Source organism: Streptomyces coelicoflavus (assembly GCF_045041415.1).
Lineage (GTDB): Bacteria > Actinomycetota > Actinomycetes > Streptomycetales > Streptomycetaceae > Streptomyces > Streptomyces coelicoflavus.
The window spans coordinates 1,025,670-1,043,184 of record NZ_CP108218.1 but is presented as its reverse complement, the minus strand read 5'-3'; the positions used below and the strand labels follow the sequence as shown (position 1 = coordinate 1,043,184).

Here is a 17,515-nt window from a genome sequence, read left to right as displayed (position 1 = left end):
GACATGGCGATCTACCTCACCCAGGAGAGCAAGGTCCTCGTCCAGGGCATGACCGGTGCCGAGGGCATGAAGCACACCCGTCGCATGCTGGCCGCCGGCACCGACGTCGTCGGCGGTGTCAATCCGCGCAAGGCCGGCCGCAGCGTCGACTTCGACGGTCGTGCCGTCCCGGTCTTCGGCTCGGTCGGCGAGGGCATCGAGAACACGGGCGCCGACGTCACCGTCGTCTTCGTGCCGCCCGCCTTCGCCAGGGCCGCGGTCGTGGAGGCCGCGGACGCCGGCATCGGCCTCGCGGTCGTCATCACCGAGGGCATCCCCGTCCATGACGCCGTCGCCCTCACCGCCCACGCCAGGGCCAAGGGAACCCGGGTCATCGGCCCCAACTGCCCCGGGCTGATCACCCCCGGCCAGTCCAACGCGGGGATCATCCCGCCCGACATCGCCAAGCCCGGCCGTATCGGCCTGGTCTCCAAGTCGGGCACACTCACCTACCAACTCATGTACGAGTTGCGGGACATCGGCTTCTCCACCTGCGTCGGCATCGGCGGCGACCCGGTCGTCGGCACCAGTCACATCGACTGCCTCACCGCCTTCCAGAACGACCCCGACACCGAACTGATCGTCCTCATCGGCGAGATCGGCGGCGACGCGGAAGAGCGTGCCGCGGCACACATCCGCGAGCACGTCACCAAGCCCGTCGTGGGCTACATCGCCGGTTTCACCGCGCCCGAGGGCAGGACCATGGGCCACGCCGGTGCCATCGTCTCCGGCTCCTCGGGCACGGCGCGGGCCAAGAAGGAGGCGCTGGAGGCGGCCGGCGTACGGGTCGGGAGCACACCGACCGAGACGGCACGGCACGTACTCGCGGTACTCGACGGAGCGGTGCGCGGCGACGTGGTGCGCTGCGACGTGGTGCGCGACGAAGTGGTGTGCGACGAAGCGGCCCGCGACGGAGCCCGCGCATGACGGCGGCCGGCGCGCAGGGCGCCGAAGCCCTCGCCCTGAAGTCCGGCACCTCCTGGGCCGACGCCTGGCGCCGCTGCCGCGCCGTCGCTCCCGAGGCGTTCCGCGACGACCGGGTCCTCAACCTCTGGGACGCCGGCTGGCGGGCGGACGGCCGGGTCCTGCCGGCCACCAGCCCGGTCGACGGCACCCCGATCACCGGCCCGCCCCGGCTCGACGCCGCCACGGCCCAGTACGCCGTACGCGCCTCGCTGGACCAGCACCGGGCCTGGCGCCACGTCCCGCTGCCCGAACGCCGCGCCCGCGTCGCGGCCACCCTCGACGCCCTCGCCCAGCACCGCGAACTGCTCGCGCTGCTGCTGGTCTGGGAGATCGGCAAACCCTGGCGTTCGGCGCGGGCCGACGTCGACCGGGCCGTCGACGGCGTGCGCTGGTACGTGGACGGCATCGACGGCATGCTCGACGGGCGCGCCCCGCTGGACGGCCCGGTGTCCAACATCGCGAGCTGGAACTACCCGATGAGCGTGCTCGTTCACGCATTGCTGGTACAAGCACTGGCGGGCAACGCGGTCATCGCCAAGACCCCGACCGACGGCGGCGTCGCCTGCCTGACCCTGGCCTGCGCGCTCGCCGCCCGCGAGGGACTCCCCGTCACCCTCGTCAGCGGCAGCGGCGGCGAGCTGTCCCAGGCGCTGGTGCGCGCGCCCGAGACCGGCTGCGTCTCCTTCGTCGGCGGCCGGGACACGGGCGCCGCCGTCGCCACCGCCCTCGCCGACCTGGGCAAGCGGCACATCCTCGAACAGGAGGGACTCAACACCTGGGGCATCTGGAACTTCACGGACTGGGACGCGCTCACGCGGCTGATCCCGAAGCTCTTCGACTACGGCAAGCAGCGCTGCACCGCCTACCCGCGCTTCGTCGTCCAGCGGCAGCTGTTCGACGCGTTCCTGGCGGCGTACCTCCCGGCGGTCCGCAGCCTGCGCGTCGGCCACCCGCTCGCCGTGGCGGCACCGGACGACCCGTACCCGGCGCTCGACTTCGGGCCGGTGATCAACGCGGCCAAGGCCAAGGAGCTCCAGGACCAGGTCGCCGAGGCCGTCGACCGCGGCGCCGTCCCGCTGCACCGCGGCAGCGCGGCCGACGGCCTGTTCCTGCCCGGCCAGGACACCTCGGCCTACGTCCAGCCGGTCACGCTGCTGAATCCGCCCCGGTCCTCACCGCTGCACCACGCGGAACCCTTCGGCCCCGTCGACACCATCGTCCTGGTCGACACCGAGGCCGAACTGCTCGCCGCGATGAACGCCTCCAACGGCGCGCTGGTGGCCACCCTGTCCACCGACGACCCGGCGACGTACGACAGGCTGGCGTCGCAGATCCGGGCGTTCAAGGTCGGCCACGGGGTACCGCGCTCGCGCGGGGACCGCGACGAGCTGTTCGGCGGGCACGGCGCGTCCTGGCGCGGTGCCTTCGTGGGCGGTGAGCTGCTGGTGCGCGCCGTGACGCGCGGCCCGGCGGGGGAGCGGCTGCCGGGGAACTTCCCGGACCACCACCTCATGCCGTAAGGGGGGCCGAGGGGGTGGTGGTCCGGGGGCGGTCAGCCGATGCCCTGCCGGTCCGGCCGCAGGGCGAAGGCCCGGTCCGCCGGGGTCGGCGCGGTCCGCTCGACGGCCTGCCGCAACAGCTCGCGGTGGCGCTGCAGCGGTTCACACCGCTCCGGCGGCACGAGCCGCAGCAGGTCGTCGAAGCCGGCCAGCAGACGCCGCGTCACCTGCGGCGACCCGACGGCGCAGGCCCGGACCTCGGTGAACCCGAGGTCCACCAGCTCCGCCCAGCCGGGCACGGGCTGCACCAGTCGGACCACGCCGCGCCGGTCCCGGTGCGTCACCGCGTCGAGCGGCCGCCGGGACAGTGCGGCCAGGATCTGCACGACCCGGTCCAGCGCCTGCACGGCGGTCGTCGGGTCGTTCACCGCGGGGGACAGGGCGCGCAGCCCGATGTCGGACAGCTGTCGCAGGCCGAACGCCAGATCCTGGTGGAAGGTGCGCTCCACCCCCACGGACAGGGCGAACCGCAGCGCACGGCGGGACGGGGCCGTCCCGCCGTGCACCGCCAGGACCGGAGTGCCCGGCACGAGGAAGTCACCGATCCGCGGGACCAGCCGCAGCACCACCCCGTGCCCCCGGGCCACCCGCACGAGCCGGGCGACGTGCACGTCCCGCAGCACACCGGCCTGCCCGTCGTGGGCGACCCACGCCGTCGCCGGCCCGAGACCCGGCGCCTCGCCCCCGCCCGCCGCTACCGGCATCAGCGCCGCCACCCGGAAGGACTCGGCGGCGATACGGGCGATCACATGGCTGACCCGCATCAGCCGCAGCGTGGCGTTCACGTACATCACGAAGAGCAGCAGACTCAGCGCGACCATGAGCAGGGTCAGCACCGACTGCACCAGGGGCACCGACGTGGCCCCGCGGGGGTCGACATTGCTGTCGTAGCTGGTGAGGACGAGCAGCGTGAGGACGAACGTGGCGAGGAAGACGGCGAAGGTCGCCTTGGTGATCCTGCTGCGGACGAAGAGCCGCACCACCCGCGGGGTGAACTGTCCGCTCGCCATCTGCACCGCGACCAGCGAGATGCTGAACACCACGCCGATGAACGTCATCATCGCCGAGCCGACCGCCGACACCACCGTCTTCGCGTCGTCCGCGAAGCGCAGGAGATCGGCGAGCGTGTCGAAGTCGCCGTCGTCCTGGAGCGAACGCACAAGGGCGGCATCGAGCTCCTGGGCCACCAGCCAGACCACGAAGACACCCACCATGGCCGCGGTGGGCGCGAACCAGAACGTGTCCCGCAGATGCTCCCTGAGAGGCGACAGCGCCCGCGGCCGACGACGCGGATGCGGGCCCTGCGTAACCGTCCAGTCACTCATGGTGCGACCCTAGATGCAGCGGAGCCGCCGGTCCCGGACCGCCGCCCAGGGAGAGGGTGAGGGAAGGAAACGCAGGTGAAAGGCACCGCGAAACCTTGGTATGGTTGTCCATGTCGCCGCGGGGAGCACCCCCGCACCGCGACAGACACCTGGTCCGGGTGGCGGAATGGCAGACGCGCTAGCTTGAGGTGCTAGTGCCCTTTATCGGGCGTGGGGGTTCAAGTCCCCCCTCGGACACAAGATCAGGCAGAGTGTGATGCCGGTCGGGAGAAATCCCGGCCGGCATTTCGCGTATCGCGGGTCGCCGAGAGTCTCGCGAGTTGCCGAGAGCTTCGCGGGTCGCTGGAAAACACGGTGCGGCGCGCGCCCCGGTCTCCCTACACTCACCACCACACCGAGATCGAGACCGAGTGGGGGGAGCCGGGCCGTGCGCATTCACACCGCACCTGTCGTCCCCCCGTCCCGGTACGAGGTGATCCTGGTGTCTTCGGCCGTCCGGTGTCCGCTGCGCGGCCGGCACCGGATGCCCACGACGCACATCTGATCGCCGACGCCCCCTGCCGGGAGCGTCCGGCACGTGCGTCGCGGGGAATCGCGCTGTCCCTTTCCGGTTCCTCCGAAAGGCCACGGCCATGCGCACCAACCCGCTCGCCACCGTCCGCAACCTGGGCATCCTCGCCCACGTCGACGCCGGCAAGACCACCGTCACCGAGCGGATCCTCTACACCACCGGCACCACCCACAAGCGCGGCGAGGTACACGACGGCACCACCGTCACCGACTTCGACCCGCAGGAACGCGACCGCGGCATCACCATCTTCGCCGCGGCCGTCAGCTGCTCGTGGGACGGTCACCGGATCAACCTCATCGACACCCCGGGACACGTCGACTTCGCCGACGAGGTCGAGCGCTCGCTGCGCGTGCTGGACGGTGCGGTCGCCGTGTTCGACGCGGTCGCGGGAGTGGAGCCGCAGAGCGAGTCCGTGTGGCGGCAGGCCGACCGGCACGGCGTGCCGAGGATCGCGTTCGTCAACAAGATGGACCGCACGGGCGCCGACCTCGACACCGCCGTCGCCTCCATCCGCGAACGGCTGCACCCCGCACCGCTGGTGGTGCAGTTGCCCATCGGTGCGGAGCACCGCTTCACCGGCGTCGTCGACCTGGTACGCATGCGCGCCCTGGTCTTGGCCGACGGCGCGGAGACGGCCGAGGAGGGGCCGGTCCCCGAAGCCCTGCGGGAGGAGGCGGCGCGCAGGCGACGCCTGCTGGAGGAGGCGGTCGCCGAACGCCACCCGGCCGCGCTGGAGGAGTTCTGCGACCGGGAGACGCTCACCGCGGCCACCCTCGCCGCCGCCCTGCGCGACCTGACCCGCACCGGCGACGGCGTGGTCGTCCTGTGCGGCTCGGCCTACCGCAACCGCGGCGTCGAACCGCTCCTTGACGCCGTGGTGGCGTACCTGCCCTCGCCGCTGGACGTACCCCCCGTGCACGGCACCCACGACGGCCACGACGGCAAGGAGGAGGAACGGACCGCCGACCCGGCGGCGCCGATGGCGGCACTGGCGTTCAAGGTGAACGCCACCCCGACGGGACGGCTGACGTACCTGCGGGTGTACTCGGGCACGATCGAGAAGGGAGACACCGTGTGGGACGCGGGTACGCGCCGCACCGAGCGCGTCGGCCGCATCCTGCGGGTACGGGCCGACCGGCACGACCCGCTGGACCGTGCGGTCGCCGGGGACATCGTCGCCGTGGTCGGGCTGAAGTCGGCCCGCGCCGGCTCGACCCTGTGCGCACCGGGTGCCCCCCTGCTCCTGGAACCCCCGGGCGTCGCCGAACCGGTCGTGCACGTGGCCGTGGAGGCCCGGCGCTCCACCGACACCGACCGGCTGGCCTCGGCGCTCGCCCGGCTGACCGAGGAGGACCCCTCGTTGGCCGTGCGGACCGACCCGGAGACCGGGCAGACCGTGCTGTCGGGCATGGGCGAACTGCACCTGGAGGTCGCCATGGAACGCGTCCGGCGCGAGCACGGCCTCGAGGTCGCGGTGGGCCGCCCCGGCGTGGCGTGCCGCGAGACGGTCGGCGAAGGCGTCACCGGTTTCGTCCACCGGCACGTCAAACAGGACGGCGGCGCGGGGCAGTTCGCGCACGTCGTGCTCGACGTGGAGCCGTGGGACGCGGACGGCGACGAGGGCACGGAAGGACGGGGCGGTTTCGTGTTCCGTTCCACGGTCGCCGGCGGCCGCGTGCCGCAGGAGTACGTCAGGGCCGTCGAGGCGGGCTGCCGGGACGCCCTCGCCGAGGGTCCGCTCGGCGGGCACCCGGTGACCGGCCTGAGGGTCACGCTCACCGACGGCCAGACCCATGTGAAGGACTCCTCGGACACGGCCTTCCGCACCGCCGGCCGGTTCGGTCTCCGCGACGCCCTGCGCGCCTCGGCGATGGTCCTGCTGGAACCGGTCGTGGACGTCACGGTCACCGTGCCCGAGGACGCGGTCGGCGGTGTGCTCGGTGACCTCGCCGCGCGCCGCGGCCGGGTCACCGGCTCCGGCACGCGGGGCGGCGCGACGGTGGTCACCGCCACCGTGCCGCTGGCCGAGCTGTTCGGTTACGCGACCCGGCTGCGCAGCCGCACCCGGGGCCGCGGCACCTTCACGGCCCGGCCCACCGGCTACGCACCGGCGCCGGTCGCGACGGCCGTCACGACCACGCGGTAGGCGCGGCGCGGCACCCTCACGCCCCGGCCGTGAGGGTGCCGAACCGGGGCGCCGAACCGTGGGCTCCCGTACGGCGTCGGTCTTCGAGACCCGCCCCTTCCCCTTCGGCTACCCACGCTCCGGAGACGCGGCGCGGGGCGGCGCCGTGGAGGCGCGCACCACGAGTTCGGTGGCGAGCTCGATGTGGTGGGAATCGACCCGCTCACCGTTGGCGAGCCGGAGGGCGGTGCGCAGGGCGGCACCGCCCATCTCCCGCAGGGGCTGGCGGACGGTGGTGAGGGGTGGCGACGCCGTCCGGGCGAGGCTCGTGTCGTCGAAGCCCACCACACTCAGGTCCTCGGGCACGCGCAGGCCTCGGGCACGGGCGGCCTCGACCACACCGACGGCGATCTCGTCGTTGCCCGCGAAGACCGCGGTGGGTGGCTCGTCCAGGTCCAGCAGCGCCGCGGCTCCGAGCAGTCCGGTCTCGTAGGTGAACTCTCCCGGCCGGGTGCAGGCCTCGGGTACGGGGACGCCGCCCGCCTCCATGGCGGCGCGGTAGCCGTGCAGGCGTGCCTGGTTGCACACGGCCATGGCGGGTCCGCCGAGATAGGAGACCCGGCGGTGGCCGAGGGAGAGCAGGTGCCGGGTAGCGGCCAGGCCGCCCGCGAAGTTGGTGGCCCCGACACTGTGGATCCGGCTGTCCGGCAGGTGCAACGGGTCCAGCACCACCAGGGGCAGCCCGGACCGGGCCAGTTCGTTCAGATGCGCCGTGGTGTACACGCTGGTGACCGCGATGACGGCACGACGCCCGGCCGAGACCAGGTCCCGGGCCCAGTGCGGGGCACCGGATGCCTTGCTGATCACCACCGAGGCCCCGGACTCGGAGGCCGCATCGATGATCCCTTCCAGGGTCTCGGCCACGTACGACTTCAGTCCGCCCCTGAACTGCACCTCGATGGTGGGGCTTTCCACCGCCTCCGTGTGCCGGAACACGGGAGCGAGGTAGTCGTGCAGGTGCAGCAGCTCCTGCACCCGGGTGCGGGTCTGCGGAGCCACGTCACCGCGGCCGTTGACCACCTTGGACACCGTCGCCACGGACACCCCGGCCGCTCGTGCGATGTCCGCCAAGGTGGTGCGCCTCGCGTCCGGTCGCATCGGTTCCCTCCCACGGGTACGTCCACCGTGTGGTGAGTCGCCGGTCGGCCGGCAACGCGGGTGGAACCGGTCAACAGTACGGCAACGCGACTCGTGTCACCTCACCTTCTCTGCCCTTCAGTCACGCATTTCGAAACAGTTTCGAAGCGGCCGGGGCTCCTTGATGCTCGTCAAGTCCCAGTCGTAGCAACGGTTGTCGATGCCGGAGAACGCTTCCGCACGTGCCTTGACACCCTGTCAGTCCGCTCCCTAACTTTCATGAGCAGAGCTCGGAGAAGGCGATTTCGAAAACCTTTCACCACGAGTCACGAGAAGCCGACGGCTCTCGGGTGCGGAGAAAAGACATGGCGCTCTCCCGACGTACTCTCCTAGGCATGGCCGCCGGCCTGCCGGTCTCCGCGGCGCTGGCGGCCTGTGGCTCGTCGGGCCCCGGCAAGAGCGGTGGCGGAGCCACGTACTGGTACCTGAACGGCCAACCGCAGGAAGGCGTCCGAGCCGGTGCGGTGGACGCCTTCAACAAGGCCCACCCGGACAGTGAGATCAAGGACACGACGTTCCAGAACGACGCCTACAAAACCAAGATCAAGACGGCCATCGGCGCGGGGCAGGCACCCACCGTCATCTGGGGCTGGGGCGGCGGGACGCTGCGCACCTACGCGGAAGCCGGCCAGGTCGACGACCTCACCTCGTGGTTCGACCAGCATCCCGAGGTCAAGCAGTCACGCTTCCCGTCGTCCTTCGGTGCGGCGACGGTGGACGGCAAGATCTACGCGGTCCCGTGCGACGCCGTGCAGCCGATCGTCCTCTACTACAACAAGAGGGTCTTCGAGAAGGTCGGCGCGGAGCCACCGGAGTCCTGGGAAGACATCATGGCGCTGGTGCCCCGGTTCAACGCGAAGGGCATAGCGCCGTTCTCCCTCGGTGGGCAGTCCCGGTGGACGAACATGATGTGGCTGGAGTTCCTGTTCGACCGCATCGGCGGTCCCGAGGTGTTCCAGGCCGTCATCGACGGGCAGAAGGACGCCTGGTCGCACCCGGACGCCATCACCGCGCTGACCAGGGTGCAGGAACTGGTCGAGGCCGACGGGTTCATCAAGGGCTTCTCCTCCATCACCGCGGACTCCAACGCGGACCAGGCGCTGCTCTACACCGACAAGGCCGCGATGATGCTGCACGGCGCGTGGTCGTACGGCATCCAGCAGGCCGACGGCGGTGACTTCGTCCCCAGCGGCGGCCTCGGCTACATGAACTTCCCGCCCGTCGACGGCGGCAAGGGCGATCCGAGCAACGCGGTCGGCAACCCCGCCCAGTACCTCTCCCTCTCCGCCAAGGCCACCGAGGAGGAGAAGAAGATCGCCAAGGAGTTCTTCGCGACCGGTGTCCTCCAGGACGCCGAGGTGAAAGCGTGGATCGACAACGGGTCCGTTCCGGTCCGGGTCGGCACGGAGAAGCTCCTGGCCGCCTCCAAGAGCGCCGACTTCCTCCAGCTCAACTACGGCATCGCCAGCAAGGCCAAGACGTTCGTGCAGTCCTGGGACCAGGCCCTCAGCCCGACGGCCGCCGAGACGCTGCTGGACAACGTCGCCAAGCTGTTCCAGTTGTCCGTCTCGCCGCAGCAGTTCGCCCGCAACCTCAACGCGGTCATCGGCACATGAGCCCACACACCGGCCACCCGCCCGGTCGCCCACCGCGCAGCATCCTGCCGTGGCTGGCGACGCCCGCGCTGGTGGTCTTCGTCGGCTTCGCGGTGGTCCCGCTCGTCGGTGTCTTCGCGCTGAGCTTCACCACCTGGGACGGGATCGGCACCATCCACGGCTCGGGGCTGGACAGTTGGCGCGCGGTGCTCACCGACCCCGGGCTGCCGCACGCCCTGTGGGTGACGTTCCTGGTGATGGCCGTGTCCTGGGCCGTTCAGACGCCGCTGAGCATTCTGCTCGGCACGTTCCTGGCGGGCCGCCAGCGGTACCGCGCGGTGCTGGGAGTGGTCTACTTCATCCCCCTGATGCTCAGCTCCGCCGCCATCGCGATCGCGTACAAGGCGCTGCTGGATCCCAACTTCGGGCTCGGAGCGGGGCTGAAGATCCCGCTCCTGGTCCAGGACTGGCTGGGGCGGCCGGGACTCGCGTTCGGTGTCGTCGTCTTCGTCGTCTCCTGGCAGTTCGTCCCGTTCCATTCCCTGATCTACCAGGGCGGCGTCCAGCAGATCCCCAAGTCCCTCTACGAGGCCGCACAGCTGGACGGGGCCGGACGCATCCGCCAGTTCTTCAGCATCACCCTGCCCCAGCTGAGGTACACCGTCATCACCTCGTCCACGCTGATGGTGGTGGGGTCGCTGACCTTCTTCGACCTCATCTTCGTGCTGACCGAAGGCGGTCCCGGAGACGCCACCCGGGTGCTCGCACTGGACATGTACAAGCGGGGATTCCAGGCCAGCCTGATGGGACCGGCCAGCGCCATCGCGGTCATCCTGGTCCTGGTGGGTCTGGCCCTCGCGCTGCTGCTGCGCAGGCTCGGAGGCCGGGACGCCGGCGCGAGCCAACTCGAGGGAGCCTGAGGTGACCACCACACTGCCCGAGGCACGACGGCCGCCCGAGGCCACCGAGCGCGACCGGCCGCACCGCTCGTCCCGGACGACCGGCCGGCGCAACTGGGCCGGCGGCCTGGCGGGATGGCTCTGGCTCGTCGTCGTCGCCGTACCCCTGTACTGGACCCTCATCACCAGCCTCAAGGCCCAGAGCCGCTACTACGCCGAGAACCCGCTGGTGCCTCCGGCCGACCCGACGCTGGACAACTACCGGCTGGTCGTCGAGTCCGACTTCCTCCGCTACTTCGCGAACAGCGTCGTGGTCACGGCGGGCGCCGTGGTGCCGGCGGTCCTGTTCTCCTTCATGGCGGCCTACGCGATCGTCCGGGGCCCGCGCATGCGGGTACTGCGCGCGATGAACGGACTGTTCCTCATGGGCCTGGCCATCCCGCTGCAGGCGACCGTGATCCCCGTCTACCTGATCATCATCAAACTCCAGCTGTACGACAGCCTGCTGGCGCTGATCCTGCCGTCCGTCGCCTTCGCCATCCCGCTGTCGGTGCTGGTGCTGGCCAACTTCGTCCGGGACGTGCCCAAGGAACTGTTCGACTCGATGCGGGTCGACGGCGCCGGCGAATGGACGACGATGTGGCGCCTGGCGGCACCGCTCACCCGACCGGCCCTGCTCACCGTGACCATCTTCAACGCACTGACCATCTGGAACGGATTCCTGCTGCCCCTGGTGCTCACCCAGAGCCCGCAGCGCCGGACCCTGCCGCTCGCGCTGTGGACCTTCCAGGGCCAGTACGGGGTCAACGTCCCCGCCGTCCTGGCCGCCGTCGTCCTCACCACCCTGCCCGTCCTGATCCTGTACGCCTTCGGCCGACGCCAGTTGCTGAGCGGTCTGACCGCCGGATTCAGTCGCTGACCGACGCCTACGTGGGAGGAAAATGAACACCAACGTGGCCGAAGAGAACGAGGACACCACCGCCGCCCCGCTCTGGAACGACACCACCGCTCCCGTCACCGCACGCGTCGACGCCCTCGTCGCCGCGATGACCCTCGCCGAGAAGACCGCCCAGCTGTACGGAGTCTGGGTGGGCGCCTCCGACGACGGCGGCGAAGTGGCCCCGCACCAGCACGACATGGAAGAGGCCGTCGATCTCGACGCGCTCCTGCCCGCCGGGCTGGGCCAGCTGACCCGGCCCTTCGGGACGGTCCCGGTCGACCCGGCGCTGGGGGCGCTCTCCCTGGCCCGCACCCAGGCCCGGATCGCCTCCGGGAACCGCTTCGGCATTCCCGCGCTCGCTCACGACGAGTGCCTGGCCGGCTTCTCCGCCTGGGGCGCCACCGCCTACCCGGTCCCGCTGTCCTGGGGCGCCACCTTCGACCCGGACCTGGTCGGGCGCATGGCCGCCGCCATCGGCCGCGACATGCGCGCCGTCGGCCTCCACCAGGGACTCGCTCCCGTCCTGGACGTGGTGCGGGACGCCCGCTGGGGCCGGGTCGAGGAGACCATCGGTGAGGACCCCTACCTCGTCGGCACCGTCGGTACGGCCTACGTGCGCGGGCTGGAGTCGGCCGGGATCGTCGCCACCCTCAAGCACTTCGCCGGCTACTCGGCCTCACGCGCCGGCCGCAACCTCGCTCCCTCCTCCGTGGGCCCCCGCGAGCGGGCGGACGTCCTGCTGCCCCCGTTCGAGATGGCGATACGCGAAGGCGGCGCCCGGTCGGTGATGAACGCGTACACCGACACCGACGGCGTCCCCTCCGCGGCCGACGAGGACCTGCTCACCGGGCTGCTGCGCGACACCTGGGGCTTCGACGGCACCGTCGTCGCCGACTACTTCGCCATCGCCTTCCTCAAGACGCTGCACGGCGTGGCGGCCGACTGGGCCGGCGCCGCCGCGCTGGCACTGGGCGCGGGCGTCGACGTCGAGCTGCCCAACGTCAAGACGTACGGCGCCCCCCTGGCCCAGGCCGTCGCAGACGGGCGCGTCCCGGAGGCGCTGGTGGACCGGGCCCTTCGCCGGACACTCACGCAGAAGGCGCGGCTCGGCATGCTCGATCCGGACTGGAACCCGGTACCGGCCGCACTGCAAGGGGCGGATCTCGACCGTCCGGAAGCCCTGAGGGGCCGGATCGACCTGGACGGGCCGGAGAACCGGCGACTGGCCCGCACGATCGCTCAGGAGGCGGTGGTGCTGCTGAGCAACGACGGCACCCTGCCGCTGGACCGGCCGCGTCGCATCGCCCTGCTCGGTCCCAACGCCGACGAGCCCACCGCCGTACTCGGCTGCTACTCCTTCCCCCAGCACATCGGCGTCCGCCACCCCGGGACCCCGCACGGCATCGAGTTGCCGACGCTGCGCGACACCCTCGCCGCAGAGTTCCCCGAGGCCGAGATCACGCTCTCCCGGGGCACCGGGATCGACGACGGGGAGCTCACCGGCATCCCGGAGGCCGCACGCGCGGCACGCCAGGCCGACATCGCCGTCGTGGTGCTCGGGGACCGCGCCGGGCTCTTCGGGAGGGGCACCAGCGGTGAGGGGTGCGACGCCGAGACGCTGGCGCTGCCGGGGGCGCAGCAACAGCTGCTCGACGCCCTGCTCGACCAGGAGACCCCCGTGGTCGCCGTGCTGCTCGCGGGGCGGCCGTACGCGCTCGGCCGTGCCGTGGGGGAGTGCGCCGCGATCGTGCAGTCCTTCTTCCCGGGAGAGGAGGGCACGCACGCGATCGCCGGTGTGCTCAGTGGCCGCGTCAATCCCTCCGGGCGGCTTCCGGTCGGCGTGCCCAGCGGGCCCGGTTCGCAGCCGGCCACCTACCTCGGCGCGCGGCTCGCCCACGCCGGCCCGGTGTCGAACGTCGATCCGACGCCCGCGTTCGCCTTCGGCCACGGCCTGTCCTATACGCGCTTCGACTGGACCGACCTGACGGTCGACGTGCGGGAGGCGCCGACGGACGGCGAGTTCCGTCTTGCCTTCACCGTCCGCAACACGGGCGAACGGTCCGGAACCGAGGTCGTCCAGCTGTACCTGCACGATCCCGTCGCCTCCGTCGTCCAGCCGGTCGAGCGCCTCGTCGGCTACGCCCGGGTCGGCCTGGAGCCGGGCGAGGCCGTACGTCTGCGTGCCACGGTCCCGGCCGACCTCGCCTCCTTCACCGGACGCGACGGCCGGCGCGTGGTCGAACCCGGCGAGCTGGAACTGCGGTTGGCCGCCTCCAGCGCGGATCACCGCCTCGTCGCCAGGGTCGGGCTGACCGGGGCCGCACGGTACCCGGACCACACGCGACGCCTGCGGTCGGTGATCGTCCGGGAGCGGGACCGTCCGCCGGGAGCCGCTTGAGGCCCCGGTGGCTCACAGCACGCCGCGCCGGGCGAGGCTGCGCGTCAGCGCGCGCACGCCGAACGTCCACGGCGCGGCCTGCTCGCTGGTGACGACGGTGTTGAGCAGCGTGCCGAGTCGCGGACTGGAGATGCGTACGACGTCGCCGTGCTCGTGGGTGAAGCCCGACCCCGGTGCCCGTCGGTCCTCGGTGGGGGCGAACAGCGTCCCGGTGAACAGCACGAAGCCGTCGGGGTACTGGTGGTGCGGACCGTGCGTGGCGGCCACCAGGTCCAGGACGTCGCGGCTGATCTCGCGCATGGAGCTGCTGCCGTGCAGTGCGTAGCCCTCCGGGCCGTCGATCCGCAGGCCGACGTCGAGCCCGCGGACGGTGTCGAGGTCGAAACCGTCGTCGAAGAGGCGGACGAACGGGCCGATCGCGCACGAGGCGTTGTTGTCCTTGGCACGGCCCAGCAGCAGCGCGGAGCGTCCCTCGACGTCGCGGAGGTTGACGTCGTTGCCGAGCGTCGCACCGCGTACACGGCCGCGCGAGTCCACGACGAGGACGACCTCGGGCTCGGGGTTGTTCCACACCGAGGCGCCGAGCACTCCGATGTCGGCGCCGACGCCGACCGCGGACAGGACCGGCGCTTTGGTGAAGACCTCCGGGTCCGGCCCGATGCCGACCTCCAGGTACGGCGACCACAGACCCTCGGCGACGAGCAGTTCCTTCACCCGGTCCGCCTCGGGCGATCCGGGACGGACACCGCCGAGCGCGCCGCCCACCGCCCGCTCGACACGGGCCCGTACCCGGGTGGCCCGCGCCGGGTCGCCGCCCGTGCGCTCCTCGATGACGCGTTCCAGCAGGCTCCCGGCGAAGGTCACACCGGCGGCCTTGATCACCTGAAGGTCGACGGGCGCGAGCAGATGAGGAACGTCACGACGGCCGTGGGGTGCCTCGAGCAGTTCGTCCAGCCGCCAGACGCGTCCTCCGTCGGCCTCGCGGACGACGGCCGCCGCGTCGTCGCGTTCCATGAGGTCGGAGACGGTGGGAACGACGGCCGTCAGGTCGACGACCTGCTCCCCGCGCACCGCGGCCACACACGGCCCGTCCCATTCCGGGGCGTGGACGCGTGCGACGAGGGCCGCGCGGTCGGCGTCCTTGGGCAGGACACAGGAGCCGGTGAGGACCGGACGAGGGCGTGCTGCTGCCGATTCCACGATCGATGCTCTCCTGGGTTCGGAAGAGTGCGGTGGCCCGAGGCGTGCCTCAGTGGGAGTCGCGGGGGACCTCGTGGCCGCGGCTTCCGCGCAGGAAGCCGAAGTCGGCGCCCCGGTCGGCCTGTTCCACGTGCTGCGTGTAGAGCCAGGTGTAGCCGCTGCCGTGCTGCTCGGCGGATGCCCTCCACAGCTGTCGGCGCCGAGTGAGCTCGGCGTCGTCCACGTCCAGGTGCAGGGTGCGGTTCGGGACGTCGAGGACGACGGGGTCGCCGTCGCGCACCAGGGCGAGGGGTCCGCCGACGGCGGCCTCGGGCGCCACGTGCAGGACCACCGTCCCGTACCCCGTGCCGCTCATCCGGCCGTCGCAGACCCGCACCATGTCCTTGACGCCGGCTTTCAGCAGCTTGGCGGGGAGCGGGACGTTGGAGACCTCCGGCATCCCGGGGTACCCCTTGGGACCGGCGTTGCGGATGACGACGACGGTGTTCTCGTCGACGTCGAGGTCCGGGTCGTCGGCCACCTCGTGGTAGGCCTCCGGTGAGTCGAAGACGCGCGCCGGGCCGCGGTGGGTGAGCAGGTGGGGCGACGCGGCGGACTGCTTGATCACGGCGCCGTCGGGGCACAGGTTGCCCCGGAGCACGGCGATGCCGGTGCCGGCGGGCTGGAAGGGGGCGTCGAGAGGGGTGATGACGTCGGAGCCGACGCGTTCGGCGTGCTCCGTGTTGTCGGCGACGGTGCGTCCGGTGACCGTGATCTGGTCGCCGTGCAGCAGCTTGCCCGCGAGCAGCTCGGCCAGGACGGCCGGCAGGCCGCCCGCGTAGCAGAAGTCCTCCATGAGGTACGCGCCGCTGGGCATCAGATTGACCAGGGTCGGCACCGCGCGGGCCAGGTCGTCGAAGTCCGACAGGTCCAACTCGACGCCGACGCGCCCCGCGAGGGCGGTGAGGTGGATGACGGCGTTGGTGGAGCCGCCGATGGCCGCGTTGACCCGGACGGCGTTCTCGAACGCCTCCCGGGTGAGGATCCGCGAGGGGCGCAGCTCCTCCTCCACCATCCCCACGATGCGCCGCCCGGCCGCCTGCGCGGTCTCCATCCGGCGGGAGTCGACCGCGGGCCAGGCCGCCGAGCCCGGCAGCTGCATGCCGAGCGCCTCCGCCACGCACGCCATCGTCGAGGCGGTCCCCATCGTCATGCAGTGCCCGTTCGAGCGGGCCATGCAGCCCTCCGAGAAGAAGCACTCCTCCTCCGTCATCCGGCCGGCCTTGAGGTCCTCCTCGAACTTCCACACGTGGGTGCCGGAGCCCACGTCCTGCCCCCGGTACTTGCCGTTGAGCATCGGCCCGCCGGTGACCATCACGGCGGGCAGGTCGACGCTGGCGGCGCCCATCAGCATGGCGGGGGTCGTCTTGTCGCAGCCGGACAGCAGCACGACGCCGTCGAGCGGATTGGCCCGGATCAGCTCCTCGACCTCCATGGCCATCAGGTTGCGGTACAGCATGGCAGTGGGGCGCATCAGGGTCTCGCCGGTGGCCATGGTGGGGAACTGGAGTGGCAGCCCGCCCGCCTGCCACACGCCGCGTTTGACGGCTTCGGCGACGCGGGTCAGATGGGCGTTGCACGGAGCCAGTTCGGAGGCACTGGTCGCGATGCCGATGACGGGACGCCCGTCGAACACCTCGTGCCCGAACCCCTGGTTGCGCATCCAGGAGCGGTAGATCATCCCGCTGCGGCCCCGTGCGCCGAACCAGGCCTGGCTGCGTCGGTTCGTCCTCTGCCCGTCGGTCATGCGGTCACTCCCGTCGGCTGTGGCGTCGTCCGTCTCACGCAGGGGCGTTCTCGGGTGAGGGACCGTGGGCCATACCCTGTGCCACAATCATTAAATGATTCGATGAATGGCGTCCAGGGGGCGGGCAGAGATCGTGGAACACTTCCCGACCACGCACCAGCGTGTGGTCGACGAGCTCGGGCGGCGCGTGGTGGGCGGCGTCTGGAACCCGGGGGACCCGCTGCCCGTCGAGGACGCGCTCGCGGCCGAACTCGGCGTCAGCCGCGGGGTGGTGCGAGAAGCGGTCAAGGCGCTGATGGCCAAGGGGATGCTGCGCGTACGACCGCGCACCGGCACCCGGGTGCTGCCTCCGGAACACTGGAACCATCTCGACCGGGACGTCCTGCGCTGGAAGCAGGACGGGGACGCCGCGTCCCTGCTGCGCGACACGGGTGAACTGCGCCTGATCGTCGAGCCGAAGGCGGCCCGGCTCGCCGCACACCGTGCCGGACCCGACGACCTGCGAGTCCTGCACGAGTCGCTGGCCGCCATGGAGGCCGCGGCGGCGGCACCGGGCCGCAGCGGCTACGTCGAGGCCGACCTCGCCTTCCACCGGGCCCTGCTCGCCGCCAGCGGCAACCGTCTCCTCGGCTCACTCGGCCGGGCCGTCGAGATCGCCCTGGAGCACAGCTTCCTCATCAGCACGCAGACCCCGGGAGCGGTGGAGGCCTCGTTGCCGGGGCACCGCGCCATCGTGCGGGCCGTCGAGGCCCGCGACCCGACGGCCGCGGCCGAAGCCGCACTGGCCCTGATCGAAGCCGCCGAACGGGAGATCGCCCAGTCACCGGGTATGCCGAACGCGACCCCGGGCGACGCCGGATGAGCGGCCGCAACCGAGACCTGCGAGCTCCACGAGACGGCCGCCCCCGCCCGCCC

General features: G+C 71.9%; 12 protein-coding genes and 1 tRNA gene. 9 read left to right on the top strand and 4 right to left on the bottom strand.

The genetic code is table 11. The features are described from left to right. The first annotated feature begins 3 nt into the window (after nucleotides 1-3). Together sucD and OHA99_RS04690 are read left to right on the top strand one after the other, a co-directional pair. Nucleotides 4-966, top strand: a complete 963-nt coding sequence (gene sucD / locus OHA99_RS04695) for a succinate--CoA ligase subunit alpha (protein ID WP_228126053.1) — start codon at nucleotides 4-6, stop codon at nucleotides 964-966. Continuing rightward, complete coding sequence (locus OHA99_RS04690; protein WP_153176982.1) at nucleotides 963-2,525, top strand: aldehyde dehydrogenase family protein; 1,563 nt, start codon at nucleotides 963-965, stop codon at nucleotides 2,523-2,525. Before sucD ends, OHA99_RS04690 begins: the two co-directional genes overlap by 4 nt. A gap of 32 nt (nucleotides 2,526-2,557) precedes the next feature. Here the strand turns inward: OHA99_RS04690 and OHA99_RS04685 are convergent, their stop codons facing one another. Continuing rightward, nucleotides 2,558-3,889, bottom strand: coding sequence for a DUF2254 domain-containing protein (locus OHA99_RS04685; RefSeq protein ID WP_153176981.1), 1,332 nt, complete (start codon nucleotides 3,887-3,889; stop codon nucleotides 2,558-2,560). A 152-nt stretch (nucleotides 3,890-4,041) separates the two neighbouring features. Between OHA99_RS04685 and OHA99_RS04680 the strand changes: the two genes are divergently transcribed. Further along, nucleotides 4,042-4,126, top strand: a tRNA-Leu gene (locus OHA99_RS04680). Between the two features lie 395 nt (nucleotides 4,127-4,521). Then, nucleotides 4,522-6,606, top strand: a complete 2,085-nt coding sequence (gene fusA / locus OHA99_RS04675; RefSeq protein ID WP_153176980.1) for an elongation factor G — start codon at nucleotides 4,522-4,524, stop codon at nucleotides 6,604-6,606. Between the two features lie 108 nt (nucleotides 6,607-6,714). Here fusA and OHA99_RS04670 read toward each other — a convergent pair whose 3' ends face one another. Then, nucleotides 6,715-7,743 carry a LacI family DNA-binding transcriptional regulator gene (locus tag OHA99_RS04670; RefSeq protein WP_153176979.1) on the bottom strand — a complete coding sequence of 343 codons (1,029 nt, stop codon included), beginning with the start codon at nucleotides 7,741-7,743 and terminating at the stop codon, nucleotides 6,715-6,717. A gap of 344 nt (nucleotides 7,744-8,087) precedes the next feature. On the opposite strand from OHA99_RS04670, the gene OHA99_RS04665 reads away from it, so the two are divergent. From OHA99_RS04665 to OHA99_RS04650, 4 genes are read left to right on the top strand one after another with little or no spacing between them, the layout of a single operon-like run. After that, nucleotides 8,088-9,398, top strand: a complete 1,311-nt coding sequence (locus OHA99_RS04665) for an extracellular solute-binding protein (protein ID WP_153176978.1) — start codon at nucleotides 8,088-8,090, stop codon at nucleotides 9,396-9,398. Beyond that, entirely contained in the window at nucleotides 9,395-10,297 is a 903-nt protein-coding gene (locus OHA99_RS04660) for a carbohydrate ABC transporter permease (protein ID WP_153176977.1), read from the top strand. The genes OHA99_RS04665 and OHA99_RS04660 overlap by 4 nt, the downstream gene beginning before the upstream one ends. A gap of 1 nt (nucleotide 10,298) precedes the next feature. Then, on the top strand, nucleotides 10,299-11,195 hold the full coding sequence (locus OHA99_RS04655) for a carbohydrate ABC transporter permease (RefSeq protein ID WP_153176976.1): 897 nt from the start codon (nucleotides 10,299-10,301) through the stop codon (nucleotides 11,193-11,195). A gap of 22 nt (nucleotides 11,196-11,217) precedes the next feature. Further along, nucleotides 11,218-13,614: a beta-glucosidase gene (locus OHA99_RS04650; RefSeq protein WP_153176975.1), complete on the top strand. Its 2,397-nt coding sequence runs from the start codon at nucleotides 11,218-11,220 to the stop codon at nucleotides 13,612-13,614. Between the two features lie 12 nt (nucleotides 13,615-13,626). Here OHA99_RS04650 and OHA99_RS04645 read toward each other — a convergent pair whose 3' ends face one another. Together OHA99_RS04645 and OHA99_RS04640 are read right to left on the bottom strand one after the other, a co-directional pair. Next, entirely contained in the window at nucleotides 13,627-14,814 is a 1,188-nt protein-coding gene (locus tag OHA99_RS04645) for a fumarylacetoacetate hydrolase family protein (RefSeq protein ID WP_153176974.1), read from the bottom strand. 49 nt (nucleotides 14,815-14,863) lie between these two features. Continuing rightward, on the bottom strand, nucleotides 14,864-16,600 hold the full coding sequence (locus tag OHA99_RS04640; RefSeq protein WP_153176973.1) for an IlvD/Edd family dehydratase: 1,737 nt from the start codon (nucleotides 16,598-16,600) through the stop codon (nucleotides 14,864-14,866). Nucleotides 16,601-16,706: 106 nt separating this feature from the next. Between OHA99_RS04640 and OHA99_RS04635 the strand changes: the two genes are divergently transcribed. Further along, entirely contained in the window at nucleotides 16,707-17,462 is a 756-nt protein-coding gene (locus tag OHA99_RS04635; protein ID WP_153176972.1) for a FadR/GntR family transcriptional regulator, read from the top strand. The last annotated feature ends 53 nt before the right edge of the window (nucleotides 17,463-17,515 follow it).